This is a genomic window from Streptomyces sp. ISL-99, assembly GCF_018614005.1.
GTDB classification, from domain to species: domain Bacteria; phylum Actinomycetota; class Actinomycetes; order Streptomycetales; family Streptomycetaceae; genus Streptomyces; species Streptomyces flavidovirens.
Genome location: NZ_JAGGPC010000002.1, coordinates 127331 through 153486, shown reverse-complemented (window position 1 = coordinate 153486; position 26156 = coordinate 127331). Strand labels below are relative to the sequence as shown.

Genomic DNA, 26156 nt, shown 5'->3' with positions numbered 1-26156 from the left:
GCGGCTCCGGAGCCGAATGCGGCGGACCGGCTACCGCGCCGAAGTCGTCCTCTTCGCCCCGTCGACCGACGCCCTCGTCGACGGCAGGCCGATGGGCGCGGACGGTTGTCGTACGGACCCGCTCGCCGGCCCGGCGGTACGCCGGAGCCCCGCCGCCGGTGACGGCGAATCGGCGCGCCGCTCTCGCCACAGCGTTGCCGCGCCCAGCACGCACACGCCGCCCGCGATGCAGAAGCCGTACCACGGGGTGCCGCCACTGGGATGGGTCTCGTAGACCAGGGCGGCGGACAGCACCGTCAGTGCGCGGCCGAGCCTGCCGTTCCAGGCGGTGGCGGAGATCGCCGCCATGCCCCAGAGGACGTACCACGGCTGGACCATCGGGGAGAGTGCGACCAGGGCCAGCAGGGCGACGCCCAGGGCGTGGACCGGGTGCAGGGGCGGGGCGCCGCGCCAGGGGCGCACCCTGCGGAAGGTCGCCAGGGCGGCGTAACCGATCGCGGCGAGTGCGAGGGCCAGGCCGAGAGTCTGGAATGCCCTCTTGACCGGCTGCGGGTCCCAGCCGAACAGCAGGTGCGTCAGCTCGCCGACGCCCAGGCCGATGTCGCTGGAGGCGGACAGGGCGGTGTGGATGGTCCCGGCGACGCTCTGCGTCCGCAGCCACCCGAAGCCGGTGCCGCTGAGCAGGGTGGTGGCCACGGCGACCGCCCCCGCCACCAGAGCCGGGACGGCGAACGCCTTGACGACGCGCCAGGGGAGCGGGCCGGAGGTACGGCGTACGACAAGGGCGCCGATGAAGAGCAGGGCGACGGCGGCCGGCGACTTGACCATCATCGCCAGGGCGACGACCGCGCTGCCGAGGACCCAGCGGCCGCGCAGCGCGCACACCACGCCCGTCAGCATGAGGGCGATCATCAGGCCGTCGTTGTGCATGCCGCCCACGACGTGGATCAGCAGCAGCGGGTTGAGCGCCCCCAGCCAGAGCGCGCCGGTCTCACTGGCGCCGTGGGCGCGGGCGATGCGGAGTGCCGCCCAGACGGTCAGGGCGAGTGCGGCGAGTGCGATGAGCCGCATCCCGAGCACGGCGGGGACTGTCTGGCCGCCCGTGGCCAGCACCACCCATTTCGCCAGGACGAGGAAGACGGGCCCGTACGGGGCCGGGGTGTCGGTCCAGTGCCTGCCGCTGCTCGCCGCGGCGTCGGCTCCCAGCTCGTCCGGGCCGAGCACCGAGGGGCCGGACGTATAGACGTCGTGGCCTTCGACGACCATCGCGCCCTGGGCTATGTAGCTGTACACGTCGGCGCTGTGCAGCGGCGGTGCCAGGACCAGGGGCGCCGCCCACCAGACCAGCGTGACCAGCGTTTCGCGCACCCCGCCCGCCGCGCCCCGGGCGACCAGCCGCCCGTACCGCCACCAGGACACGACCAGGAGGGTCAGGCCCAGGTACGCCAGGACAGCGGCCGCCACGGTCGTCGCGGACCCGTGGGGGATCCATATCCCCCACGGGTCGCGAGCCGGCAGCCGCCCGGCGGCGATGCCGCCCACGGCTGCCGCGACCGATCCGACGGCACCCAGCCGGCGGTACCCGACAGCGCTCAGCGTCCCCATGACCGGTCAACTTATCCGAGTGGGGTGAACGGCCGGTGGCGCACCTGACCGCTACGGCTTGGGCAGCTTGCAGCCCTTGCGGTCCAGGTCGATCTTGCTGTCGTGCGCGACGCAGCGCACGATGCCGTACGTCTGCTGCGCGTAGCGGGCTCCGTGGCGGACGGTCACGTTGCCGCGCCGGTCGACCTCACAGGGGTTGTTGACGGTGCAGCGCTCGCCGTCCTCGTTGGACGTGTTGTTCACGGCTACGACCTTGCCCGTCCTGGTGTCGACCACGGGTGAGCCGGACGTACCGCCGATGGTCTGGCAGGTGTCGGAGGAGGTGTAGCGGACCGAGTCCTTCCAGGTCCACACGCCCTCCTTCAGCCGGTACGCGAAGCCGTCCACGCCGCAGCTGTAGATCTTCTTCCAGTAACCGGAGACGACCTTGACCGACCGGCCCTTCACCGGGTGGGTGGCGTTGAGCTCCAGGGCCTTGATGCCGTACTGGCTGCGGATCTGCGCATAGGTGCTGGTGAGTTCGTACAGCGAGACGTCCGTGTCGGCAGTGTCCGTTGGACATCACGAGCGCCGGGTCGTCCGGCTGCGAGTGCGGCATGCGCACCACGGATCCGGAGCAGTTGCTGAGCGCCACAGTCCCGGCGAAGTCGACGACGACGGGCTTGGACTTGGCACCGGACCCGGATTCGGACGCGGATGCGAACGCCGTGAACGACGATTTTCGTCATGGGCATTCTTGGGGGACGCGCATGTCCCGAGCAAGGGGTTTCGACATGCTGCCGCGCTCCGGAGCGGCCGGGCAGCCGCTCCGGAGCGTCCAACACGCTTACGGCTTGGGCAGGTTGCAGCCGGAGCGGGACAGATCGAGCTTGCTGCCGGCGCCGATGCAGGCGACGAAACCGTACGTCTGCTGGCCGTAGTTGATGCCCTTGCGCACGGTCACGTTGCCGCTCTCGTCGACCTCGCAGGGGTTGTTGTCCGTGCAGCGCGCGCCGTCCTCGTTACCGGTGTTGTTCACGGCGACGACCTTGCCGGTGGCCGTGTCGATCACCGGAGAGCCCGAGGTGCCGCCGATGGTCTTGCACACGGAGGTGTAGCGGACCGAGTCCTTCCAGGTCCAGGCGCCCTCCTTCAGCCGGTACGCGAACCCGTCGATGGCGCAGCTGTAGATCCGCTTCCAGTAGCCGGAGACGACCTTGATGGACGTGCCCTGCACCGGGCGCGTGGCGCTCAGTTGCAGGGCGTCGATGCCGTGTGCGGTCTTGATCTGGGCGTAGGTGCTGGTGAGTTGGTACAGCGAGGCATCGGTGTCGGTCATCGTCGCGTACGCGATCTTGCTCGCCCGGAGCGTCGCCACCCTGGCGCCCGTGGAGTTGAGCAGGCTGAAGGTACGGGAGGACGGCTGGTCGACTATGACCTGCCCCGGAGCCGGGAAGCCGCTCTCCAGGCAGTGCCCGTTGGACAGTACGAGTGCCGGGTCACCCGGCTGCGAGTCGGGCGTACGCACAACAGAGCCGGAACAGTTGCTGAGCGCCACCGTTCCGGCGAAGTCGACCGCCTTGACCGCCGGTCGGACCCGCTGAGGGCTGCTGCGGGTCTCCGCGGCCGCCGGCGCCGCTCCCGCTCCGAAGAGCAGCAGGGCCAAGAGCGCGCCGACGAGAGGCTTCTTCATGTGGGGGTCCCCTCTTGAACGACCTGTGTGACCGGAGTGCGACCACTCCGGTTTTGTCATGCGCATTGTCGAGGTGATCCCACATGCCGGACAAGAGCGCGATCAGGCCCCGCTCGATCCCGCCGCGCCACCTGCCGGCCCGCCCAGGCCTGCCTGACGTACTCGTGGGCGCGACATGATCGCCCCCCGTTCTCGCGTAAGGGCGATCAGTCTTGTGGGCGTACGGGCCACGGGTCCAGCCCGCGTGCGGCGCAGGTCAGGGGCGGGGCGGACCCGGTCGTCAGCCCACGTGGCCAAAAACACGAAGCGGGTCTTGTTATGCGCCCGTAAGGTGGCCGTTATGCAGGTGATCCAGTCGACGAAGCTCGCCAACGTCTGTTACGAAATCCGCGGCCCCGTTCTTGAGGAGGCGATGCGGCTCGAAGCGGCGGGTCACCGCATCCTCAAGCTCAACACCGGCAACCCGGCGGCGTTCGGCTTCGAGTGCCCGCCCGAGATCCTGGAGGACATCCTCCGGAATCTCGCGGGTGCGCACGGTTACGGCGACGCGAAGGGCCTGCTCGCGGCGCGCCGCGCGGTCATGCAGCACTACCAGACCAAGGGCATCGACCTCGGCGTAGAGGACATCTACCTCGGCAACGGCGTCTCCGAGCTGATCCAGATGTCGATGCAGGCACTGCTCGACGACGGCGACGAGGTGCTCGTACCGGCGCCGGACTATCCGCTGTGGACCGCGTCCGTCTCGCTGGCGGGCGGCACGGCCGTGCACTACCGCTGCGACGAGCAGGCCGACTGGATGCCGGACCTCGCCGACATCGAGCGCAAGATCACGGACCGCACCAAGGCCATCGTCATCATCAACCCGAACAATCCGACGGGTGCGGTGTACGACGACGAGATGCTGCGCGGCCTCACCGAGATCGCCCGCCGGCACAACCTGGTCGTCTGCTCCGACGAGATCTACGACCGGATCCTGTACGACGGCGCCACGCACACCCCGACCGCCGCCATCGCGCCCGACCTGCTCACCCTCACCTTCAACGGCCTGTCGAAGAACTACCGCGTCGCCGGCTACCGCAGCGGCTGGCTGGCGGTCTGCGGCCCGAAGGCGCATGCCTCGTCGTACATCGAGGGGCTCACGATCCTCGCCAACATGCGCCTGTGCGCCAATATGCCGTCGCAGCACGCGGTGGCGACGGCGCTCGGCGGGCGGCAGTCGATCGAGGACCTGGTGCTGCCGGGTGGCAGGATCCTGGAGCAGCGGAACACGGCGTACGAGCTGCTCACGCAGATTCCGGGCGTCACCTGCGTGAAGCCCAAGGGTGCGCTGTACCTCTTCCCGCGTCTCGACCCCAAGGTCTACAAGATCAAGGACGACCGGGAGCTGGTCCTCGATCTGCTGCGGGCCGAGAAGATCATGGTCGTGCACGGTACGGGCTTCAACTGGCCGGAGCCCGATCACTTCCGCATCGTGACGCTCCCGGCGGTGGAGGAGCTGGCGGACGCGGTGACGCGTATCGGCACTTTCCTGGACGGATATGGACAGCCGTAGGCAGGCGCGAACCGCGCCGGATCGCGCGGGATCGCGTCGGGACGTCACCGCGACTCGGCTCAACTTTAGACAGAATCTAATGTAGGCTGGTCTCCTGACCCTGGCAGGAGGCCATCCCCATGTACGAGCCGATCCGCAACAAGTCGGTCCACCGCATGGCCGCCGACCGGGCCGACTTCCCGCACCGTTCGCGCGAGGAGGAGCTGGACATCCAGCTCGCCGGGCACCTGGCGGCGCTCCTCGCGGTCACAGACGAGCTGGGCCTCGGCGCGGCGGCCGACCGTATCGCCACTCAGGTCGCCCGGCTGCGCGGCGCCCCGCCGGCCCGGCACGCCGGCCTCACCCACGCGGCCCCGACCGCACTCCACCGCCGCGCGCACGAGCTCGCGGGCCGCGCGCTGGTCGTGGCCGCCTCGCGCGCCGACACGGCGGTCGCGATCCTCGCCGCCGAGCGCATGGACGCCCACGCGGCCGCGCTCGAAGAACTCCGCCTCGTCGGAGCCCACTGACGGGCCCCGGCCCGCGTGCCTCTGCGGCGCACGGGCCGGGTGCCACTGATTCACCTGGCACGAAGAACAACCCCCGAAGCCGTGAGGGGGCTTCGGGGGTTGTGCCGCGGCGGGCCGGTGACCCCACAGGTCAGGGCGGATGTCAGGAAGGCCCGGCCGCGGAGCTCAGTTGAGCTGGGGCAGTTGAGCCGGGATCAGCCCAGGCGCTCGACGAGCGCGCGGTACTCGTCCCACAGCTCCTTCGGGGTGTGGTCGCCGAAGGTGTTGAGGTGCTCGGGGACCAGGGCGGCCTCCTCGCGCCAGACCTCCTTGTCGACCGTGAGCAGGAAGTCCAGCTCCTCCTCGGAGAGGTCCAGGCCCTTGGTGTCCAGGGAGCCCTTGGCCGGCAGGATGCCGATGGGGGTCTCGACGCCCTCGGCCTTGCCCTCCAGGCGCTCGACGATCCACTTGAGCACGCGGCTGTTCTCGCCGAAGCCGGGCCACACGAACTTGCCCTCGTCGTTCTTGCGGAACCAGTTGACGTAGTAGATCTTCGGGAGCTTCGCCGGGTCCTTGTCGGCGCCGACCTTGACCCAGTGGCCCATGTAGTCGCCCATGTTGTAGCCGCAGAACGGCAGCATGGCGAACGGGTCGCGGCGCAGCTCGCCGACCTTGCCCTCGGCGGCGGCGGTCTTCTCCGAGGCGACGTTCGCGCCGAGGAAGACACCGTGCTGCCAGTTGAAGGACTCGGTCACCAGCGGCACGGCGGTGGCGCGGCGGCCACCGAAGAGGATCGCCGAGATCGGTACGCCCTTGGGGTCCTCCCACTCGGGCGCGATGATCGGGCACTGGCCGGCCGGAACGGTGAAGCGGGCGTTGGGGTGGGCGGCGGGGGTGCCGGACTCCGGGGTCCAGTCGTTGCCCTTCCAGTCCGTGAGGTGCGCGGGCGCCTCCTCGGTCATGCCCTCCCACCACACGTCGCCGTCGTCCGTCAGCGCGACGTTCGTGAAGACGGAGTTGCCCCACATGGTCTTCATGGCGTTGGCGTTGGTGTGCTCACCGGTGCCGGGCGCGACGCCGAAGAAACCGGCCTCGGGGTTGATCGCGTACAGCTGGCCGTCCTCGCCGAACCGCATCCAGGCGATGTCGTCGCCGATGGTCTCGACGGTCCAGCCGGAGATCGTGGGCTCCAGCATGGCGAGGTTGGTCTTGCCGCAGGCGGACGGGAACGCGGCGGCGACGTACTTCGACTCACCCTTCGGCGGCGTCAGCTTGAGAATGAGCATGTGCTCGGCCAGCCAGCCCTCGTCGCGTGCCATGACGGACGCGATGCGCAGGGCGTAGCACTTCTTGCCGAGCAGGGCGTTGCCGCCGTAACCCGAGCCGTAGGACCAGATCTCGCGGTCCTCGGGGAAGTGCGAGATGTACTTCGTCGAGTTGCACGGCCACGGGACGTCGGCCTCGCCCTCGGCGAGCGGGGCGCCGAGGGTGTGGACGGCCTTGACGAAGAAGCCGTCGGTGCCGAGCTCGTCGAGGACGGCCTGACCCATCCGGGTCATGGTGCGCATCGAGACGGCGACGTACGCCGAGTCGGTGATCTCGACACCGATGGCGGACAGCGGTGAGCCGACCGGGCCCATGCAGAACGGCACGACGTACATGGTGCGGCCGCGCATCGAGCCGCGGAAGACGCCCTTCTCGCCCTGGAAACTGTCTCCTTCTCCCGTAAAGATGGCGCGCATCTCCGCGGGGGCCTTCCAGTGGTTCGTCGGGCCCGCGTCCTCCTCCTTCTCGGAGCAGATGAAGGTGCGGTCCTCGACGCGGGCGACGTCGCTCGGGTCGGAGGCGGCGTAGTAGGAGTTCGGGCGCTTGACCGGGTCCAGCTTCTTGAACGTCCCCTTGGCGACGAGTTCCTCGGCGAGCCGCTCGTACTCGGCCTCCGAGCCGTCGCACCAGACGACCTGGTCCGGCTCGGTGAGGGCTGCGATCTCGTCGACCCAGGAGATCAGCTCCTGGTGGTTCGTCGGAAGGGTGGTGGGAGCCGCGTTCTCGCGCGCCACGGTTGCTCCTAAGTGAGGGTGTTTTTAGGTGTATGCCCCGTGGGGGCTGCGACCCGGATGCTTGACGACGTTGTTTCGTTGGCGCTCATCCGGTGCCGACCGCACTCATCTGATGATCCGTGCCGCGCGCCCATATGTCCAGGGGACCTCTCACGTGAGCATGGCCACTCCTTCCACCCCTACCTGGGCGTAACCTACGGTGGCGTAGGTAATATTGCGCGCATGACCTCCGCCGAGTCCGATCAACTGACGAACCCAGACGGTCCCGGAGAGGGGCCTGTCGAAATCGATCTGCCGACCCCGGTCAAACCGAAGCTGCGCGGCTGGCTCCACGCCGGGATGTTCCCCGCCGTGGTCGTCGCCGGTCTGACGCTCATCGCCCTCGCGGACTCCACCCGCGCCCGGGTGGCCTGCGGGATCTACGTCCTGACCGCCTGCCTGCTCTTCGGCATCAGCGCGGTCTACCACCGCGGCACCTGGGGGCCGCGCGGTGAGGCCGTACTGCGCAGACTCGACCACGCGAACATCTTCCTGATCATCGCCGGTACCTACACCCCTCTCACGATGCTCCTGCTGCCCGACTCCACGGGCCGCACTCTGCTGTGGGCGGTCTGGGCGGCGGCCCTGGCGGGCATCGCCTTCCGGGTGTTCTGGGTCGGTGCCCCGCGCTGGCTGTACACCCCCTGTTACATCGCGATGGGCTGGGCCGCGGTCTTCTTCCTCCCCGACTTCATGCGCGCCGGCGGCATCGCCGTACTGGTCCTGATCATCACCGGCGGGCTGCTCTACAGCGCCGGAGGCGTGATCTACGCCCTCAAGCGCCCCAACCCGTCGCCGCGGTGGTTCGGGTTCCACGAGGTGTTCCACTCACTGACCCTGGCCGCCTTCATCGCGCACTACGTAGGCATCTCGCTGGTCGCGTATTCGGCCTGACGGCCCGCGCCCGCCCAGTCCCCTCACCGGCTCCACCCGCAGTGGCCGTGGCCTCGACGCCGCGGCCACCTGCCATGCCACGACCGCGACCGCCGCCAGCACCACCCCGAGCACGGCGACCCCGCCGCCCACCAGGAAACCCGCGACGCACAGCGCCGCCACGACCACGGCCAGCCCGTTGACGATTCCCCGCATCCCGGCTGCCCCCCTTTCCATACCGGCGTCCGCACCCTGCACACGCCCGCACATCCATCCGTATTCACGGACCGTTCACCTACCCCGCACACATCGTGACATGCCCCACTGACAGTCGTCCGGCGGCAGCCGGAGACCCCGGCGGCCATGCCCGACAATGGCGGGCATGGCCGCCGACACCCCCCACCCCCTCGCCGACACCGCGCCGCCCCGCCGCCCGGGCCTGCGCGAGCGCAAGAAGCTCAAGACCCGGATCGCGATCCGCACCGCGGCCTACCGGCTGATCGCCGAGCAGGGGTACGAGGCCACCACCGTCGAGCAGATCGCCGAGGCCGCCGAGGTCTCGCCGTCGACCGTCTTCCGTTACTTCCCGGCCAAGGAAGACATCGTCATCACCGACGAGTACGACCCGCTGATGGAATCCGCCCTGCGCGCCCGCCCGGCCGACGAGCCGCTCGTCGAGTCCCTGCGCACCGTGGTGACCCAGACCCTGCGGCACTCCCTCGCCCACGAGCCCGAGGAGATGCTGCTGCGTTCGAAGCTGCTGACCGAAGTACCCGCCGTACGCGCGCGCATGATGGAGAGCATGTCCGTCACCGGGCGCAAGCTGTGCGAGGTCGTGGCCGAGCGGACCGGGCGGCACGCGGACGATCTCGAAGTGCGGGTCGTCTCGATGGGTTTCGTCGCCGCCCTGATGGAGACCACCGTGTACTGGGCCGAGCACGGCAGGCAGGACGACCTGCTCGCCCTCGTCGACCGCACGCTGGACACCCTCAACGCCGGGTTCCGGCTGTGAAGCCCGGCGACGAACCGGCGGCCCGGACCACCTGAGGTCCGGGCCGCCGGCGCCGGTCGCTGAAAACCGGCGGCGGATCCGCCGCCGCGCCGGGGCGGTCAGCGGCGCTTGCGGAAGTCTCCCTTCCCGCACGCCTTGCCGTCCTTGTCGCGGTCCAGGCCGTGCCGGTCACGCCGCACGTCCAGCACGCCGTACCCCTTCGACTTCAGCCACTCGCACCGGTCGGCCACCGGCACCTTCTTCGGGAACGTCCACGGCACGCACGTGCTGACCGTGCCGTACGCGTGGTCGCAGCCGTCGTACCCCTCGGGCAGCTTCACGCCCCGCTTCCCGGCCTTCGGCTTCCCGTGGTCCGCGTGCCCCGGCGCCCTCGGCGCCGCCGCCAGCTCGTCGGCGTAACTCAGCACGCGCTCCGCCGCGACCTGCCCCTGCGGGCCGATCCGCACCCACTTCGACACCGAGGGCACGCCCTTGGCGTCGACGACCGACAGCATGTACCAGCCGGGCGGCGCCAGGTTGGGGTTGCTGGTGAGGGAGAGGGCGATGGTGTTGCCGTCGACCGTCATCGGCAGGTCCACGAGGCGCTGGTTGGGGTCGGACGAGTGGGTGACGGCGGCCGGGCGGATCAGGGAGGCCTTCACCACCGGCTTGTCGACCGTGATGCGCTGCGCCGAGCCGTACGCCCAGTTCTGCGAGGCCACCGAAGTGATCTTCGGACGGGCCCCCTTGAAGAGGTACGGCGGCTTGTAGAGGGACACCCGCTGGTCGAACGACCCGTCACCCGGGTTGTCGCCGACGCTCAGCACCCGGCCGTCGGGCAGCAGCGTGGACGAGGAGTGGTACGTACGCGGCACGGGGTCGGTGGCGAGTCCCGGCTCGAACGTGTTCGTCTCCGGGTCGTACATCGACGCCTCGAAGACCGGGTCCTCGCGGTACGTGTGCAGCGCCCCGCCCGTCTCCAGGACCTTGCCGTCCGGCAGGATCACCGCCGACAGATAGACCTTGCCCTCGGCGCCCTTCTGGAACGTGCCGTCCTTGTACTTGCCCTGCGGCAGGTCCGGCCCGGCGACGTACTCGGGCGACGCGGCCTTCAGGTCGATGAGGTCGACGAGCCGGTGCGCGTCGGGCGAGACGGTGTGGTTGCCGCCGCCCGCCGTGAGCACCTTCTGGTCCTGGGCGGGCGGCAGCAGCAGCGACGCGGACTGGTCGCGCTCGTCCTTCTTCCGCAGCCCTGGTACGTCGGTGATGGTGCCCTTGTCGTAGTCGTAGACGGAGGCTCCGGTGCCGGGCAGGCCGACCCCGAAGGTGTGGCTGCCGCTGTAGAAGAGGCGGCCGTCCTGGAGCAGGATCATCGCCGGGTACAGGCCCCAGAAGGACCATGCCTGCTTGGCCTCGCCCATCGGAAGCCACTTGTTCTGCGCGTAACTGAAGTGCTCGTTGACGACCGTCCCGGCCGCGTCCTCGCCGAGACCGCCCAGTGCGACGACGTCACCGTTGCCCATCGCGGTCGCCGACGGATACCAGTGGCCCGCCAGCATGTTGTTGACCTTGACGTACTTGTTGACCTTCGGATCGAAGACGTAACTGCTCTTCAGCCCCTTGTAGCCGACCGTCCCGTCCGCCGACGCGTAGTCCTTGTTTCCGCCGACCACCAGGACGCGCCCGTCCGGCAGTTGCACGTGTCCGGCGCAGAAGAAGTCCTCGGGCGTCGGGATGTCGGTGTATTTGCCGGTCACCGGGTCGAAGACCGACGACTTGAAGGTGCCCGCGGCGAAGGCGTCACGGTCGTTGCCGGAGCCGGCGATCAGCAGCACCTTTCCGGTGTGCAGCAGTACGGAGTGGATGGCGCGCACCGGTGAAGGCGCGGTCTGCACGGTCCACTCGCCCTTGCACTCCGGGCCCTTGCCCTCGCAGGGGTCGACGGGCGGCTCGGGTACGACGGTCGCGTCCACCATCGCGTAGTCGTCGGTGGTGAGCGAGCCGACGCCGTAGAGGGCCGCGCCCCAGGTGATCTGATCGGTGTTCGCGGGAACGACCGGCGTACGGACCTCGGTACGGGCGTAAGTCCCGCTCTGGGGCAGCGTGTTGAGGTCGGCCCAGAAGACCCAGCCCGCCGTCTTGTCGTGCCGGAAGAGCGTCATGGCGACATCGGGCGACGTCGACTTGTACCAGAGGGAGAGGTCGTACTGATGGCCCTCGGTGACCTTGGGCGCGCACTCGTTCTCCAGCATCATCACCTTGCGGTCGCCGTCGGTGCGGCGGGTGAGGTCGATGCGCAGGGCGCGTTCCCCCGCGTGCGCGTCGTCCGTAACCGTGTAGGTGAAGTCGTTGTCGCCCCAGCCGGACTTCTCGAAGCACTCGGGGAACTCACCCTGCGCGTCGAGCGTTTCCAGGCCGGGATTGACTATCAGGTTCGGCGCGGCGCTGGCGGGCCGGGCGTCGAGCGGCGCAAGCCCGAACCCTGCCGCGACCAGGGCGAACGCGGTGAGGAACAGGCGCTTCCTGCCGCGCCTGGTTCTTCCCGTGCTTCTTCTGTACGGGCGGTACGGGTGGTACGGGGTCATCCCTCCCCCTCCTGGAGCTCCTCGGGCCGGTCGACCTTGAGAATGTCGATCCGGCCGCCCCCCTCCCCGAAGCTCGCGACCGGCTCACTGTGTTCGAACAGGTCGCGCAGCGTGGGCAGATTGTGCTGTTCACCGCGCAGGGCGGGCGTGGACACGACGTAGTCGATGTCCTTCCAGCCGCGCGGCAGCGTCCTGGCGACCGCGGGGTCCTGGTCGAGCTTGTAGTGCCAGATGGCGCCGGTGCCCGGCCGGTACCCGGCTTCGACGGCGTCCAGCCACAGCACGCCGTCGGTCACGATGCGCGTACGTTCGCGGTCGGCGACCGGCGCCTCGCGCAGCCAGCGGGAGGCCGCGTGGTAGACGCCGTTGTCGTCGCCGAGCACGGTGTCCCGGTCCTGCCGGTACCAGTGCGGGGCCACGAACACGGCGGCCACTGCCAGCAGGGCGGTGACCGCTGCCGGGCGCAGCGCGCGGTGGCGGGACGGGACCAGAGCGATCACCGCGCACACCAGCCCGGTCACGGTGAGCGCGAGGAAGGGCAGCAGCTGGGCGACGTACATCTGCGGCAGATAGCCGCCGGGGCGCAGCGCGACCAGGGCCAGCACCAGGACGGCGAGGGCGACGGGCTGCAGGCGGCGTACGGCGAGGCCGATGACGGCGGCCGCGCAGCCGGCGGCCAGCAGATAGGGGTCGCGCGAGAACCAGTCCAGGATGAGGGTGTTGGCGTCGGTGCCGTCCTCGAAGGCGGAGCCGCTGCCCTCGCGTCCGCCGAGCTGGAACTTGAGCGTGCCGATGAGCGAGACGTGGCCGGCGCCCGGCACCAGCTCGCCCTTGAGGGTCGCGTACAGCGGATAGAAGAGGCCGGTGAGGACCAGGCCCGAGCCGAAGCCGGCGAAGGAGAACTTCCGCGTCCTGGGGTGGCTGCCGTGCCACAGCGTCACCAGGACGACGGGCAGCAGGACGGCGATCGTCTCCTTGGAGAGGACCGCGAGGGCGAAGGCGCCGCCGGCGGCGATGTGGTGCCACAGGTGGCGGCGCGGGGACAGTGCGAGCGCGAAGGCGGCCAGCGCCCAGACGACCGCGAAGTTGTCGAGGTAGATCTGCCGGTGCAGGGTCACGGCGAGCGGTGAGAGCCCGTACAGCAGCATGGCGAACGCGGCGGCGGGGCGGCCGAAGCCGATGCGGCGGCCCACGACGAAGACGAGGACGGCGCCGGCGGCGACGAAGGGCAGCATGGCGATGCGGCCCTGGACGAACGTCGGCAGTCCGGGGAAGAGCCAGCCGGGCAGCCAGGAGAGGCCCGCGAGCTGTATCCAGCCGAACGGCGGGTGGTCGTACCAGTAGGTGTAGTGGGCGAGGTCCCCGTTCCGCACGGCCCAGGCCTGGGCCAGATATGTGCCCTCGTCGTCATTCGGGAACGGGAAATTTCCAATGTTCCACGCGCGTACGAAAACGACCACAATCAATAGCGGCGCCACCCAGGCGAAATCTCTGAGAAACGTCGGCCTGCCCGGTGATTCCGGAGTTTTCTGAGATGTGGACGCGGCGTGACGAGGTCGTAATTCAGGATTGTTGCGGGTATTGGCGCGCAGCACAGCATTGCTCATGCAGATCCCCCCACCCTGAAGACCCCCCTGGTCTGCAGTTCCCAGGATCCGACCCCCCGGACCCGGGCATGCCGCAGCAGCATGGCACACACCGGGCACGCCACATAAGAAGAATCTTGGATTCCGCTTGTGGTGGCGCGGTGTTGTCCAGGCGTCGTTGCCGTACAAAACAATGACCTGCTAGCTTCCCGGACGGGGAGATAAACAACCGAACACCGAGGAAGACCAAGGGGGGAATTACATGGTCTCCGCTGTCCTTTTATTGGACTCGCTCATACTCATGGCCACCGCCGGCGTCACGCTCTGGTGGATGGTCCACGCCTGGCGCACGCCCGAGACGCTGGAAGCCACCGCCTTCGCCGAACCCGACGGACACCACGGGGTGTCCTTCTCGCTGCTCGTCCCGGCAAGACATGAGGAGACGGTGCTCCGGCACACCGTCGAGAACATGCTGAAGATCGACCACCCCGGCTTCGAGATCGTGCTGATCGTCGGCCACGACGACCCGGGCACCGCGGCCATCGCGCACCAACTGGCCGCCGAACACCCGCACATGGTGCAGACCGTCGTGGACCACCACGAGGCCAAGAACAAGCCGCGCGCCCTCAACACCGCGCTGCCGTACGCCAGGGGCGACGTCGTCGGCGTCTTCGACGCGGAGGACATCGTCCACCCCGAGCTCCTCAGCCACGTCGACTTCGCCTTCCGCCGCGACGACGCGGACGTGGTGCAGGGCGGCGTACAGCTCGTCAACTTCGACAGCAGCTGGTACAGCCTGCGCAACTGCCTGGAGTACTTCTTCTGGTTCCGCAGCCGGCTGCACCTGCACGCCCGCAAGGGATTCATCCCACTCGGCGGCAACACCGTCTTCGTACGGGCCGCGCTGCTGCGCGAGACCGGCGGCTGGGACGGCGACTGCCTCGCCGAGGACTGCGACCTGGGCGTACGGCTGTCCTCACGCGGCGCCAAGGTCGTCGTCGCGTACCACGCCGCGCTCGTCACCCGCGAGGAGACACCCGACACGCTCCTCGCCCTCTACAAGCAGCGCACCCGCTGGAACCAGGGCTTCCTGCAAGTCCTGCGCAAAGGCGAGTGGCGCCGCCTCCCCAGCCGGCGCCAGCGCCTCCTCGCCCGCTACACCCTCTCCACGCCCTTCCTCCAGGCCGCCACCGGCATCATGATCCCGCTGGGCCTGCTGCTGGCCTGGGTCGGCGGCGTATCCCTGCCCATCGCGCTCGTCGCGTGGCTGCCGATGGTCCCCATGGCCGCGATGACGGTCTTCGAGGCCGTCGCCCTGCACGACTTCGGCCGCGAGTACGGTTTCCGGATCGGTCCGTGGCAGTACGTGAAGCTGACGATCGGAGGCCCGGTGTACGCCGTCGTACTCGCCGCGGCCGCGCTGCGCGCCGTCTGGCGCGAGTACACCGGGCGCAGGGACTGGGAACTGACCTCCCACATCGGCGCCCACCTGGAGCCCCAGCAGGAGGCACGGTGACGGCGGAACCGCCGCTCGATACGCCGCTCGACACTCCGCTCGATGTGTCCATCGTCGTACCCACCTTCAACGAGGCCGGCAACATCCGGGAGCTTCTGCACAGGATCGGTGCGGCCGTGGCCTCGGCCGGCATCACCGCCGAGGTGATCTTCGCCGACGACTCGACGGACCACACGTGCGAGGTCATCGAGGACGCGGCGGGGTCCAGCCCGCTGCCCGTGGTCCTGCACCACAGGGCGGTGGCGACGGGCGGCCTCGGCGGCGCGGTCGTCGAGGGCATCGCCCGCTCCACCGCACCCTGGATCGTCGTCATCGACGCCGACCTCCAGCACCCGCCGGAGCTCGTGCCCGAGCTGCTCGCGCGGGGCAGGTCGACGGGCGCGGAGCTCGTCGTCGCCAGCCGGTACGCGGCGGGCGGCAGCCGGTCCGGGCTCGCGGGCGGCTACCGGATGCTGGTGTCCGGCGCGTCCACGCTCGTCACGAAGTCCCTCTTCCCACGGGCGCTGCGCGGCCTGACCGACCCGATGAGCGGCTTCTTCGCCATCCGCCGGGAGGCGGTGGACCGGGCGGCCACCGGGGAAGACGGCCTCCAGCCGCTCGGCTACAAGATCCTCCTCGAACTGGCGGTACGGTGCCGGCCGCGCGGGATCGCCGAAGTGCCGTACGCCTTCGGGGAGCGGCACGCGGGTGAGTCCAAGTCGACGGTGAAGGAGGGCCTGCGCTTCCTGCGCCACCTGGTGACCCTGCGTACGTCGGACCCCCGGGCGCGGGTCGCGGTCTTCGGCCTGATCGGCCTGACCGGGTTCGTACCGAACCTGGCACTGCTGTGGCTGCTCAACGGGCGGGGCGGCATGCACTACGCCCCCGCCGAGATCATCGCCAACCAGGCGGGGCTCCTCTGGAACTTCGTCCTGGTCGACTCGCTCCTCTACCGCCTGCGGCGGGGGCACCGCCGCAGGTCGGTACGCCTGCTCACCTTCGCGGCGGTGGGCAACGCGGACCTCGTCGCCCGTCTGCCGCTGGCGGCCCTGATCATCACCTGGGGCGGTCTCGCTCCCGTGCCCGCGACTGCGGTCAGCATGGTGGTGGTCTTCGCGGGCCGCTTCCTGCTGGTGGACCGCTGGCTGTACCGCCGGACCCGGTCCCGCACCCGCCGGGCCCCGGCCCCGGTCCCGCTCGAAACCCCACTTCCGGACCCGACGGGCGGGGGCTGACGCGGGCGGGGGTGGGCGGGGGCCGGGGCTAGCGGACCGCCTCGCCCAGTCGTTCCCGGAGCACCGCCGGGTCGCTGGTCGGCGCATCGCACACGAAGTGCCGGCACACATACGCGCCCGCCCCCCGGTCCGCCAGCAGCGGGAACTCGTCGCTGCCCACTTCACCCACCGCGACCACCACCCCCGGCGCCCCGCTCAGCAACGCCACCCGGCGCAGTTCCTTCGTCAGCGGATCATCGCCCGCGCCCACCACCGCCACCTCGCGCGGCCCGTCCAGCGCCGCCTCGGTGACCGCGAGACCCCACCCGATGAACCGCGGCGCACGCGGCCCGAGCACCTTCACGACGCCCAACGCCCGCTCCGCCGCGCTCCGGTGCGCCTCCGACCCCGTATGCGCGGCGTACGAAAGCAGCGCACCCGCCGCCGCCGTCCACCCCGAAGGCGTCGCGTTGTCCGTCGGGTCCTGCGGCCGCCGGATCAGCGTCTCGGCGTCGTGAGCCGTGTCGTACAACGTCCCGCCCTCACCCACGAACTGGTCGAGGACGATGTCCAGCAGGAACCCGGCGAACTCCAGCCAGACGCCCTCCCCCGACACCGCCGCGAGCGCGAGGAACCCTTCCGCCACATCGGCGTAGTCCTCCAGCACCCCCGCATTCGCCCCGGCCTTCCCGTCCTTGGACGTACGAGCGAGCCGCGCCCCCTCATCCATGTGCACCCGCACCAGCAGATCGGCGGCCTCGGTCGCCCGCTCCACAAGATCCGGCCGGTCGAAGTACGCCCCCGTCTCGGCCAGCGCGGCGATCGCCAGCCCGTTCCAGGCGGCCACGATCTTGTCGTCCCGCCCGGGCCGCTCCCGCCCGCCGCGCGCCGCGAGCAGCCGCGCCCGGACATCGGCCACCCGCGCCGCGTCCGCCACCCCCTCCCCCACGGGGAGCTGCAGCACGGACGCGCCCTCCTCGAACGTCCCCTCCTGCGTCACCCCGAACAGCCGGGCGGCGAACTCCGCGTCCTGCTCACCGAGCACCTCGCGAAGCTGCTCGGGCGTCCATACGTAGTACGCGCCCTCGACATGTCTGCCCGTGCCGTCGTCGCTGTCCGCATCGAGCGCAGACGCGAATCCGCCTTCGCGCGTACGCAGTTCGCTCACCAGGAAGTCCGCGGTCTCCAGCGCCACCCGCCGGGCGAGCTCCGATCCGGTGGTCCGCCACAGATGGGCGTACACCCGGCACAGCAGCGCGTTGTCGTACAGCATCTTCTCGAAGTGCGGCACGACCCATTCGCGGTCGACCGAATACCGCGAGAAGCCACCGGCGAGCTGGTCGTAGATTCCCCCGCGCGCCATCGCCTCACAGGTGTCCGCGGCCATTTGCAGGGCGCCCTCGGACCCCGTGCGCGCGTAATGCCGCAGCAGGAACTCCAGCACCATGGACGGCGGGAACTTCGGCGCCCCGCCGAATCCGGCGCGCGTGGCGTCGTAATCCCGCGTCAGCGCGAGCAGCGCCTGCGCGAGCTCCTCCTCCCCCGGCAGCTCGGGCGCCCCGTACGTGAGCGAGCGCTCACTCAGATCCCGCACGATCTTCCCGGCGACCTCCGCCACCTCCTCCCGCCGATCGGTCCACGCGGCACTGACCCCCTGCAGAACCTGCCGGAACGACGGCATGCCGTGCCGGGGCTCGGGCGGGAAGTACGTCCCGAAGTAGAACGGCGCGGCGTCGGCGGTCAGGAACACGGTCATGGGCCAGCCACCCTGCCCGGTGGCGGCCTGCACGGCCTCCATGTAAACGGCGTCCACGTCCGGCCGCTCCTCGCGGTCGACCTTGACGTTGACGAAGTGCTCGTTGAGGTACGCGGCGGTCGGCTCGTCCTCGAAAGATTCGTGAGCCATGACGTGGCACCAGTGGCAGCTGCTGTACCCCACGCTGAGCAGCACGGGCACGCCGCGCCTTCGCGCCTCCTCGAACGCGCCGGCCGACCAGGGCCACCAGTCGACGGGGTTGTCGGCGTGCTGGAGGAGGTAGGGGGAGGTCTCATGGGCCAGTCGGTTCGGCATACCTCCATCCTGCACGACCCCTCCCCGATCACCGGACTCTCTCGCGCTGACGCGCGTCAAGCAGGACACTTGTCCCGCGAATCATCGCTGGCGGAGGGGGACGCACATGCGGGACAGCCACCGGGCCGAGGCGGAGCGGCTGTTGGTACGGGCCGTCGAGGAACAGGCGCGGCGGTCGGGCGGGCGGGTCGACGCCCAGGCGCTGCTGATGCGGGGGCGGGCCGCGCTGGAGGAGATGGCGGCCGGGGCGCAGGAGGAGTACGCCGCGTACGTCAGGGCGCTGGACGAGGCGCGGGCCGGGCGGGAGTCGCTGGCGGAACGGTTCGGCAGTGCGGATCTCTCGACCCCTGGTCTGGTCACGGCCGTTGCCGCGCTTGCCGCCTTCGGCGCGGACATGGCCCTCGGTACGGACGCCGGCACCGCGCTGGCCGCCGGGGCCGTCGTCGCGGTCGCCGGGGCCGCCGCCACCGTCGCCAAGGTCACCGCCTCGCACTGGCCCGCCGCTCACCGGAGGGCCGGCGCGCTGGCCCAGCCCGGCGGGTCCGAACAGCTGAGACTGCAGTGGCTGACGGCGCTGGAGGTGCGGGGGATACGGCCGTTCCTGGACCAGCAGCATGTGCTGCTGGCCGCGCCCCGTGGGCGTACGGGTACGGCGAAGAAAACCACCGTCGTCGGGCAGTTGCGCGGGACCGATCGCAGCCAGGCGGCGCGCAGACGGTCCGTACTGGAGCAGTCCTTCGGGCATCTGCCGGAGCCGGAGGGACCGTTCGCGGGGCGGCGGGGCGCGATGGGGCAGATCGCGCAGTGGGTGCACGCGGCGCGGGCCAGCACCGAGACGCGGCCGACGGTCGTGGTGCTGCACGGCGCGCCGGGTTCGGGGCGTACGACGCTGGCCGTGCGGGCGGCACATCACCTCAGGGACCAGTTCCGGGGCGCGTGCGTGGTGGATCTGCGCGGCGACACGACCGGTGAGACGCCGCTTTCGACGCGGGAGGCGCTGCTGCACCTGCTCAACCGGCTCGGCGCGCCGCGTGAGCAGCTCCTCTTCCGGGAGCGGTCTTCGCAGGAACAGCAGCTGCGCCGGCTGACCGAGCTGTACCACCAGCATCTGACGGGCCTGCCGGTGACAGTGGTGCTCGACGACGCTTCGGACGCGGCGCAGGTGCGCACGCTCGTACCCGAGCGTTCGGACAGTCTGGTGCTGGTGACGGCCCGCGAGCCGCTCGATCTGCCCGCCGACATCCCGGCGTGGGTGCACCAGCTGCCGGTGGAGGCGCTGGATTCCGTGGGCGCGGAGGAGCTGCTGCGGGAGGTGGCGGAGGAGAAGGAGGGGCCGTACGACGCGGAGGCGGCCGACGAGATCGCCGAGCTGTGCGGCGGGCTGCCGTTGGCGCTGCGCGTCGCGGGCTCCTCCCTCGGCCCGCGCACTCCGCGTGCGCTGGCGACGGATCTCGCCGCGTACGGTCCCGTCGGTCCGGTGGAGCGCGCGCTGTGGCTGCGCTACAGCGACCAGCCGGACGCGGCCCGCCGCCTGCTGCGCCGCCTCGCGCTCGCCGGCCGGGCGAGCCTGGGCGCGGCAGCGGCGGCGGCACTGCTGGCCACCGACGAGCACGAGGCGCAGCGGCTGCTGGCCGCGCTGGCGCGGGCGGGCCTCATCGACCACGTCCGGGGCAGCCGCTACCGCCTGCACGACCTCGTACGGGCCTTCGCGCACGCGCGGCTGCTCGACGAGGAGGAACCGGCGGACCGGGCGGCGGCGCAGGAGCGACTGATCCGCAACTACGGCGAGCTGGCCGACTCGGTGATCCGCCTGGTGGACGGCAAGACGTCAACACGCGCCGACCACTTCGGGGCCCACGGCTTCACCTCCCTCGACGCGGCCCTGCGCTGGCTGGACGACGAGTCGAGCTTCATCACGGCGGCTTTGCGGCAGGCGGACGGGGTCGACCAGCAGGCCGTGCTGAACCTGCTGGGCGCGCTGTGCGACTACTGCCTGCTGCGCGGTGACCTCTACCGGCTGGGCGAGATCAGCGAGCTGGCGCAGGCCGTCGACCAGGGCCTGCTGGTCCGCTCGGTCCAGTGGCGTACGGGCATCGCGGCCCGCCAGCTCGGCGAGCTGGACAAGGCCCGTACGACGCTCTCCTCGGTCGTCGATCTGTACTTCGAGGCGCAGAACGAGGCCGGCGCGGCCCGCGCCCTGTGTTCGCTGGGCATCACACTCCACCACCAGGGCAACCTGCGGGAGGCCGCGGCGAAGCTGGGCGAGGCGCTCGCGCTCCAGGCCTCGGACGGGCTGGCCGCCGACCGCGCGTGGACGCTGCACGCGCTGGCGGCGGTGGAGCGCGACCGGGCGAACCTCGCCGACGCGGTCAGCCACCTCGACACCGCCCTCACCCTCCACCGCGCGAGCGAGAGCCTGCACGGGCAGGCGTGGGCGCACTTCCAGCTCGGGCAGGTCTACCTGCGGATGGGCGACGTACCGCGTGCCGAGGTGCAGCTGGGTGAGGCGCTGGATCTGTACGGGCGTACGCGCGACGGCCGCGGCGAGGCGTGGGCCCTGACGCAGCTCGGCCGCGCGCGCCTGGTGGACGGAGATCCGGCCCCGGCCGTCGACCAGCTGCGCCAGGCCCTGTCCCGCCACCGCGACGCGGAGGACGCGCGCGGCGAGGCATGGACCCTCTACTACCTGGGGCAGGCGCTGGAGGAGCTCGGCGACGCCGACCAGGCGGTGCGGGAGCTGGAGCGGGCGCGCGGGATGTTCTCGCGGATGCGGGACGTGTACGGGCTGGCCTGCGCACGCCACCACTCGGGCCGCGTCACGCGCGACCAGCGCGCGGCCCAGACGGGCAATCTCCGTAACTCGGGCTTCGCGCGCCAGCTCCTGGTCGACGCGCGCGCCGACTTCCACCGCATCGGGGTCGCCCACGGCGAGGCGTGGACGTGCCTGGAGCTGGCGATCGTGGACGCGGGCAACAACCGCCCGGCACTGGCGCTGGAGCTGTGCGACGAGGCGGTGCGTCTCTTCACGTCGTACGACGACCAGCGCGGCGCGGACTGGGCGCGCTTCCTGCGCTGCACGCTGCTGCCGTTCGCTTCACCGGGCGGCTCGGAGGTCGGCACGGCGGTGGCCCAGGAGGAACTCGCCCAGCTGCTCCGCGCGCCCCACCCGACGCGCGACGGCAAGCTGGAGGACTGCGCGGAGGCATACGGCCTGGTCCTGGAGCGGGGCGTGGACCTGGCGGAGGGCTGGCAGGCATGGCGACTAAACATGGTCCCGAACCGTCATGCGCGGGAGGTGATGGGGGTGCCGGTGGGGGTGGGACGGGGGTGAGGGCGGGGCGCGGTGCGGGCCCGGGCGCCTGTGTTCCCCCTACCCGCCCCTCCCCTGCCGCGACATTTGCGGCTCCGCCGCGTGGGGGGGGGCGGCCTTTCAGCCCCTCCGGCGTTTGAGGAGCGGGGTCTGAGGCGGAGCCCCAGCAACCGCCGGCCCGCCCCAGCCCGTCCGGCGCTTGAGGACCGGGGCCTGGGGCGGAGCCACAGTTCGGGAAGGGGCGGGGTGGGGAACAAGCCCCGCAGGGCCCCCGCCCCCGCACCCCCGGACCTACGCTTCCTTCGGTCGCTCCCCCGCAGGGTCCCCCGAGGCCGGCGCCTCAGCGGAGCCGGAAGCAGAAGCGGGGACGGACGCCGACGCCGACGCCTTCTCCCCCTCCGCCGCCGGATCCGGCGCCTCCTCGAAGTTCACCCTCCCCATGTGCCGGTTCATCGACTTCATCAGCATCCACACGCCGACGGCAAGCGCCGCGAACACCAGGAACCCGAGAACACCCGGGGTCACCTTGTTCTTGTCGAACTTGTCCGCGGCGAGCGGCACGAACTGCGTCATTGCCAGGGTTACGTTCACATCAGGCATTGTCGCGGATGCCCGCAAACAGGTCGCTCTCGGGGAGGGACGTATCGACGAGCGACTTGGCCAGCTCGTACTCCTCCGTCGGCCAGACCTCCCGCTGGACGTCCATCGGGACGCGGAACCAGCCGCCGTCGGGGTCGATCTGCGTGGCGTGCGCGATGAGCGCCTTGTCACGGATCTCGTAGAAGTCCGCGCACGGAATGTACGTGGTCAGCGTCCGCTCGTCCCGCTGGAACTCCTTCCACCGCTCCAGCCACTCGCCGTACGGCGACTCCATGCCGCGCTCCAGGAGCGCTTCGTGGAGCGCGACGGTGCGCGGCCGGTTGAAGCCCTGGTTGTAGTAGAGCTTCTGCGGCTGGTAGGCCGGGCCGAACTCCGCCTCCGGGAACTTCTCGGTGTCCGCCGCCCCCTCGAAAGCCACCATCGTGATCTTGTGGGTCATGATGTGGTCGGGGTGCGGGTAGCCGCCGTTCTCGTCGTACGTCGTGATGACCTGCGGACGGAACGAACGGATCGACTTCACCAGCCTGCCCGCCGCCACCTCCGCATCCTCCAGCGCGAAGCACCCCTGCGGCAGCGGCGGCAGCGGGTCACCCTCGGGAAGACCCGAGTCGACGAAGCCGAGCCACTCCTGGCGGACGCCCAGGATCTCGCGGGCCTCGTCCATCTCCTTCTTGCGGACCTCGTGGATGTGCTCCTCGATGTACTTGTCGCCCTGGAGCTTCGGATTGAGGATGGAACCGCGCTCGCCCCCCGTGCAGGTCACGACCAGCACGTCCACCCCCTCGGACACATACTTGGCCATGGTCGCCGCACCCTTGCTCGACTCGTCGTCGGGGTGGGCGTGAACGGCCATCAGTCGCAGCTGCTCAGTCAAGACTCGATCCTCAGTGATTCGGCGCAATAAGCGGCTTCTATAGTGACCGAATCGGGGGACGGAAAATTCCGGAGTTCCGGATCCAGGAGGAACGATCATGGGCGCGGTGCGTCAGGACCTTCCCGAGGGCCGCTACGGCCGCTCGGCGGACGAGCGCGCGGACCGCAGGCTCAAGGTCGTCGGCGCAGTGCTGGGTGCCGCGCTTCTCGCCATGACGGCCTGGTTCGGTTACGACTACATCGCCGGCCAGCGGATCAGCGCCGAGCTGATCAAGTTCGACACGGTGTCGGACTCCGAGGTCAAGGTTCACCTTGAGGTACGCAAGAAGGCGGACGCGACCGGCACGTGCACGCTGCGCTCGCTCTCGGAGGACGGCGCGGAAGTGGGCCGCAGGGACGTCCGTATCGACAGGACGGACACCGACCGCATCGACGAGATCTACACGGTGCGTACGACGGCCAGGGCGACGAGCACTGAGCTGACAGGCTGCACGGCAGACGGCGGTTCCACCGGCTGACCTGCGGTGATCCCGTTCCGGCAGTTTTCCTCCTCCCCCTTTTCCGCCTGAATTGTTAGGCTCGTGGTTTCGCCCGCCCGTGGAGGCACATCCTTCTGGGTAGGGCGATGCTTGCTTTGTATTCCAAGTACCGACGAGGAGCACCTGTGACCCAGACCAGCGAAAGCGTCACCTGGCTGACCCAGGAGGCGTACGACCAGCTCAAGGCCGAGCTGGAGTACCTGTCGGGTCCCGCACGCACGGAGATCGCCGGCAAGATCGCGGCTGCCCGCGAGGAGGGGGACCTGCGGGAGAACGGCGGGTACCACGCCGCCAAGGAGGAGCAGGGCAAGCAGGAGCTCCGGGTGCGCCAGCTGACCCAGCTCCTGGAGAACGCGAAGGTCGGCGAGGCCCCCACGACCAGCGGCGTCGTGGCCCCCGGCACGGTCGTCAAGATCGCCTTCGACGGCGACGAGGACGACACGATGACGTTCCTCCTCGCCTCCCGCGAGTACGCCAGCGCCGACATCGAGACCTACTCGCCGCAGTCCCCTCTGGGCACCGGCGTGATGGGCAAGAAGGTCGGCGAGGACGCGCAGTACGAGCTGCCGAACGGCAACAAGGCCTCGGTGAAGATCCTCGACGCCACGCCGTACCAGGGCTGAGCGCCCACCGGATCGGCCGCCTCGCCCGGCAGACACGAGGAGACCCCCGCCCGCCACCAGGCGGCCGGGGGTCTCCTCGTATCAGATCGAGGCCGAGCGGTACTTGCGCACTGCCAGGGTTCTGAAGACCACGATGATCAGGGCCGACCAGAGCAGCGAGGCCAGGACCGGGTGCTGCATGGGCCAGGCGTCGGACTGGACGACGCCCGGGTTGCCGAAGAGTTCGCGGCAGGCCTGCACGGTGGCGCTGAAGGGGTTCCACTCGGCGATCGGGCGGATCCAGGAGGCCATCATCGTCGGGTCCACGAACGCGTTCGAGACGAAAGTGACGGGGAACAGCCAGATCAGGCCGCCCGACGTGGCCGCTTCAGGGGTACGGACCGACAGGCCGATCAGCGCGCCGATCCAGGAGAACGCGTAGCCCAGGAACAGCAGCAGGGCGAACGCACCGAGCGCCTTGAGGATGCCCTCGTGAACGCGCCAGCCCACCAGCAGGCCGACGACGGCCAGGACCACGACCGTCAGCGCCGTCTGCACCAGGTCGGCGAGAGTGCGGCCGGTGAGGACCGCGCCACGCGCCATGGGCAGGGAGCGGAAGCGGTCGACGAGGCCCTTGTGCATGTCGTCCGCGATGCCCGCGCCCGCGCCGGCCGTGGCGAAGGTAACGGTCTGGGCGAAGATGCCCGCCATCAGGAATTCGCGGTACCGCTCCGGGTCGAGGCTGCCGCCGATGCTCATGGAGCCGCCGAAGACGTAGCTGAAGAGGACCACGAACATCACGGGCTGGATCAGCCCGAAGATGACCATTTCGGGGATCCGGGCCATGCGGATCAGATTCCGCTTGGCGATGACCAGCGAGTCGGTGACCGACTGGGAGAGTCCGCCGCGCGGCTGCGGGGCACGGGTGCCGGGTGCGGTGTCCGTTACGGCGCTCACTTGGCGGCCTCCGCTTCTTCCTCCGCGGCCTCGGCCGCGTGACCGGTCAGGGAGATGAAGACGTCGTCGAGGGTGGGCCTGCGCAGCCCGATGTCGTCGATCTCGACCCCGCGGATGTCCAGTTCGCGGATGACCTCGGCGAGCAGCTTGGCGCCGCCGGTGACCGGGACCGTGATCTTGCGGGTGTGCCGCTCGGTCTTGCTCGCGCCCTTGCCGAAGGCGCGCAGTACCTCGTCGGCGGCGGTGAGGTACTCGGGGTCGTGGACGACGACCTCGATGCGTTCGCCGCCGGTCTGGGCCTTGAGCTGGTCGGAGCTGCCGCGCGCGATGACGCGGCCGTGGTCGATGACGCAGATGTCGTGGGCCAGGTGGTCGGCCTCTTCGAGGTACTGGGTGGTGAGCAGCAGCGTCGTACCGCCGGATACCAGTTCCTGGATGACCTCCCACAGTTGCTGGCGGTTTCGCGGGTCGAGTCCGGTGGTCGGCTCGTCCATGAACATCACGGGCGGGCTGACCACCAGGGCGGCGGCGAGGTCGAGGCGCCTGCGCATGCCGCCGGAGTACGTCTTGGCCGTACGGTTGGCGGCGTCGGCGAGGTTGAAGCGCTCCAGCAGTTCGTCCGCGCGGGCCTTCGCTCCCTTCGCGGACATCTGGTAGAGCCTGCCGACCATCTGGAGGTTCTCGCGCCCGGTGAGGTATTCGTCGACGGCGGCGAACTGGCCGGACAGGCCTATGGACCGGCGTACTTCGTTGGGGTGCTTGAGGACGTCGATGCCGGCGACGACCGCCTTGCCGCTGTCGGGCTGGAGCAGTGTGGTCAGCACGCGCACGGCGGTGGTCTTCCCTGCCCCGTTCGGGCCGAGGAGGCCGAGGACCGTGCCTTCCGGCACATCGAGGTCGACACCGTCGAGAGCCTTTACGTCGCCGAAGGTTTTCACCAGGCCTTCGGCGTGGATGGCGCCTGGCATAAGGGTCCCCCATATGTTTTTGGCGAATTCCTACGCGAATATTAGGTTTGTCGGTCTTGCCCCGCCCGGTTGAGCA

General features: G+C 70.3%; 19 protein-coding genes and 1 pseudogene. 9 read left to right on the top strand and 11 right to left on the bottom strand.

The genetic code is table 11. The features are described from left to right. Positions 1-30: 30 nt before the first annotated feature. The 3 genes and pseudogenes from mptB to J7E91_RS01060 all read right to left on the bottom strand — a co-directional run bounded on the left by mptB (position 31) and on the right by J7E91_RS01060 (position 3277). Positions 31-1605, bottom strand: a complete 1575-nt coding sequence (gene mptB, locus J7E91_RS01070) for a polyprenol phosphomannose-dependent alpha 1,6 mannosyltransferase MptB (RefSeq protein ID WP_214898253.1) — start codon at positions 1603-1605, stop codon at positions 31-33. 51 nt (positions 1606-1656) lie between these two features. Continuing rightward, positions 1657-2302, bottom strand: a pseudogene (locus J7E91_RS01065) (trypsin-like peptidase domain-containing protein); the annotation flags it as partial. A gap of 129 nt (positions 2303-2431) precedes the next feature. Then, on the bottom strand, positions 2432-3277 hold the full coding sequence (locus J7E91_RS01060) for a serine protease (protein ID WP_214898252.1): 846 nt from the start codon (positions 3275-3277) through the stop codon (positions 2432-2434). A 340-nt stretch (positions 3278-3617) separates the two neighbouring features. Here J7E91_RS01060 and J7E91_RS01055 point away from each other — a divergent pair, with 340 nt between their 5' ends. Both J7E91_RS01055 and J7E91_RS01050 read left to right on the top strand, forming a co-directional pair. Then, complete coding sequence (locus J7E91_RS01055; protein ID WP_214898249.1) at positions 3618-4829, top strand: pyridoxal phosphate-dependent aminotransferase; 1212 nt, start codon at positions 3618-3620, stop codon at positions 4827-4829. Positions 4830-4948: 119 nt separating this feature from the next. After that, a complete protein-coding gene (locus tag J7E91_RS01050) occupies positions 4949-5338 on the top strand; it encodes a hypothetical protein (protein ID WP_214898247.1) in 390 nt (129 codons plus the stop codon). A 194-nt stretch (positions 5339-5532) separates the two neighbouring features. Here the strand turns inward: J7E91_RS01050 and J7E91_RS01045 are convergent, their stop codons facing one another. Further along, positions 5533-7377, bottom strand: a complete 1845-nt coding sequence (locus J7E91_RS01045; RefSeq protein WP_214898245.1) for a phosphoenolpyruvate carboxykinase (GTP) — start codon at positions 7375-7377, stop codon at positions 5533-5535. 222 nt (positions 7378-7599) lie between these two features. Here J7E91_RS01045 and J7E91_RS01040 point away from each other — a divergent pair, with 222 nt between their 5' ends. Beyond that, positions 7600-8310 carry a hemolysin III family protein gene (locus tag J7E91_RS01040; RefSeq protein WP_214898243.1) on the top strand — a complete coding sequence of 237 codons (711 nt, stop codon included), beginning with the start codon at positions 7600-7602 and terminating at the stop codon, positions 8308-8310. A gap of 352 nt (positions 8311-8662) precedes the next feature. Then, a complete protein-coding gene (locus J7E91_RS01035) occupies positions 8663-9301 on the top strand; it encodes a TetR/AcrR family transcriptional regulator (protein WP_374224594.1) in 639 nt (212 codons plus the stop codon). Between the two features lie 98 nt (positions 9302-9399). Here J7E91_RS01035 and J7E91_RS01030 read toward each other — a convergent pair whose 3' ends face one another. Further along, on the bottom strand, positions 9400-11865 hold the full coding sequence (locus tag J7E91_RS01030; protein WP_214898239.1) for a galactose oxidase early set domain-containing protein: 2466 nt from the start codon (positions 11863-11865) through the stop codon (positions 9400-9402). Further along, positions 11862-13238 (bottom strand): glycosyltransferase family 39 protein, encoded by a 1377-nt coding sequence (locus J7E91_RS01025; protein WP_308375893.1) that lies wholly within the window; start codon positions 13236-13238, stop codon positions 11862-11864. Before J7E91_RS01025 ends, J7E91_RS01030 begins: the two co-directional genes overlap by 4 nt. A 514-nt stretch (positions 13239-13752) precedes the next feature. Between J7E91_RS01025 and J7E91_RS01020 the strand changes: the two genes are divergently transcribed. After that, a complete protein-coding gene (locus tag J7E91_RS01020; protein WP_251014984.1) occupies positions 13753-14967 on the top strand; it encodes a glycosyltransferase in 1215 nt (404 codons plus the stop codon). Then, complete coding sequence (locus J7E91_RS01015; RefSeq protein ID WP_214898233.1) at positions 14964-16181, top strand: glycosyltransferase family 2 protein; 1218 nt, start codon at positions 14964-14966, stop codon at positions 16179-16181. Before J7E91_RS01020 ends, J7E91_RS01015 begins: the two co-directional genes overlap by 4 nt. A 28-nt stretch (positions 16182-16209) precedes the next feature. On the opposite strand, the gene J7E91_RS01010 is transcribed toward J7E91_RS01015, so the two are convergent. Beyond that, positions 16210-18231: a thioredoxin domain-containing protein gene (locus J7E91_RS01010; protein ID WP_214898232.1), complete on the bottom strand. Its 2022-nt coding sequence runs from the start codon at positions 18229-18231 to the stop codon at positions 16210-16212. 106 nt (positions 18232-18337) lie between these two features. On the opposite strand from J7E91_RS01010, the gene J7E91_RS01005 reads away from it, so the two are divergent. Then, complete coding sequence (locus tag J7E91_RS01005; RefSeq protein ID WP_214898231.1) at positions 18338-21562, top strand: tetratricopeptide repeat protein; 3225 nt, start codon at positions 18338-18340, stop codon at positions 21560-21562. Between the two features lie 270 nt (positions 21563-21832). Here J7E91_RS01005 and J7E91_RS01000 read toward each other — a convergent pair whose 3' ends face one another. Together J7E91_RS01000 and mca are read right to left on the bottom strand one after the other, a co-directional pair. Continuing rightward, positions 21833-22141, bottom strand: a complete 309-nt coding sequence (locus J7E91_RS01000) for a hypothetical protein (protein ID WP_214898230.1) — start codon at positions 22139-22141, stop codon at positions 21833-21835. Beyond that, the gene (mca, locus tag J7E91_RS00995; protein WP_214898229.1) at positions 22134-23015 is read right to left on the bottom strand and encodes a mycothiol conjugate amidase Mca; all 882 of its coding nucleotides are present in this window, start codon (positions 23013-23015) and stop codon (positions 22134-22136) included. Before mca ends, J7E91_RS01000 begins: the two co-directional genes overlap by 8 nt. A 97-nt stretch (positions 23016-23112) precedes the next feature. On the opposite strand from mca, the gene J7E91_RS00990 reads away from it, so the two are divergent. Continuing rightward, on the top strand, positions 23113-23532 hold the full coding sequence (locus tag J7E91_RS00990) for a DUF4307 domain-containing protein (protein ID WP_214898228.1): 420 nt from the start codon (positions 23113-23115) through the stop codon (positions 23530-23532). A gap of 146 nt (positions 23533-23678) precedes the next feature. Then, complete coding sequence (gene greA, locus J7E91_RS00985) at positions 23679-24176, top strand: transcription elongation factor GreA (protein ID WP_214898226.1); 498 nt, start codon at positions 23679-23681, stop codon at positions 24174-24176. Between the two features lie 81 nt (positions 24177-24257). Here greA and J7E91_RS00980 read toward each other — a convergent pair whose 3' ends face one another. Together J7E91_RS00980 and J7E91_RS00975 are read right to left on the bottom strand one after the other, a co-directional pair. Next, positions 24258-25112, bottom strand: coding sequence for an ABC transporter permease (locus J7E91_RS00980; protein WP_214898224.1), 855 nt, complete (start codon positions 25110-25112; stop codon positions 24258-24260). Further along, the gene (locus J7E91_RS00975) at positions 25109-26080 is read right to left on the bottom strand and encodes an ATP-binding cassette domain-containing protein (protein ID WP_214898222.1); all 972 of its coding nucleotides are present in this window, start codon (positions 26078-26080) and stop codon (positions 25109-25111) included. The genes J7E91_RS00980 and J7E91_RS00975 overlap by 4 nt, the downstream gene beginning before the upstream one ends. Positions 26081-26156: the final 76 nt, after the last annotated feature.

Bases quoted from the DNA above. Each gene is read 5' to 3' on its own strand.
- J7E91_RS01050 (WP_214898247.1), top strand. From the start codon at position 4,949: ATGTACGAGCCGATCCGCAACAAGTCGGTCCACCGCATGGCCGCCGAC.
- J7E91_RS01060 (WP_214898252.1), bottom strand. From the start codon at position 3,277: ATGAAGAAGCCTCTCGTCGGCGCGCTCTTGGCCCTGCTGCTCTTCGGA.
- J7E91_RS01005 (WP_214898231.1), top strand. From the start codon at position 18,338: ATGCGGGACAGCCACCGGGCCGAGGCGGAGCGGCTGTTGGTACGGGCC.
- J7E91_RS01055 (WP_214898249.1), top strand. From the start codon at position 3,618: ATGCAGGTGATCCAGTCGACGAAGCTCGCCAACGTCTGTTACGAAATC.
- J7E91_RS01000 (WP_214898230.1), bottom strand. From the start codon at position 22,141: ATGCCTGATGTGAACGTAACCCTGGCAATGACGCAGTTCGTGCCGCTC.
- J7E91_RS01030 (WP_214898239.1), bottom strand. From the start codon at position 11,865: ATGACCCCGTACCACCCGTACCGCCCGTACAGAAGAAGCACGGGAAGA.
- J7E91_RS01040 (WP_214898243.1), top strand. From the start codon at position 7,600: ATGACCTCCGCCGAGTCCGATCAACTGACGAACCCAGACGGTCCCGGA.
- J7E91_RS01035 (WP_374224594.1), top strand. From the start codon at position 8,663: ATGGCGGGCATGGCCGCCGACACCCCCCACCCCCTCGCCGACACCGCG.
- J7E91_RS00975 (WP_214898222.1), bottom strand. From the start codon at position 26,080: ATGCCAGGCGCCATCCACGCCGAAGGCCTGGTGAAAACCTTCGGCGAC.
- J7E91_RS01020 (WP_251014984.1), top strand. From the start codon at position 13,753: ATGGCCACCGCCGGCGTCACGCTCTGGTGGATGGTCCACGCCTGGCGC.
- J7E91_RS01010 (WP_214898232.1), bottom strand. From the start codon at position 18,231: ATGCCGAACCGACTGGCCCATGAGACCTCCCCCTACCTCCTCCAGCAC.
- J7E91_RS00990 (WP_214898228.1), top strand. From the start codon at position 23,113: ATGGGCGCGGTGCGTCAGGACCTTCCCGAGGGCCGCTACGGCCGCTCG.
- mptB (WP_214898253.1), bottom strand. From the start codon at position 1,605: ATGGGGACGCTGAGCGCTGTCGGGTACCGCCGGCTGGGTGCCGTCGGA.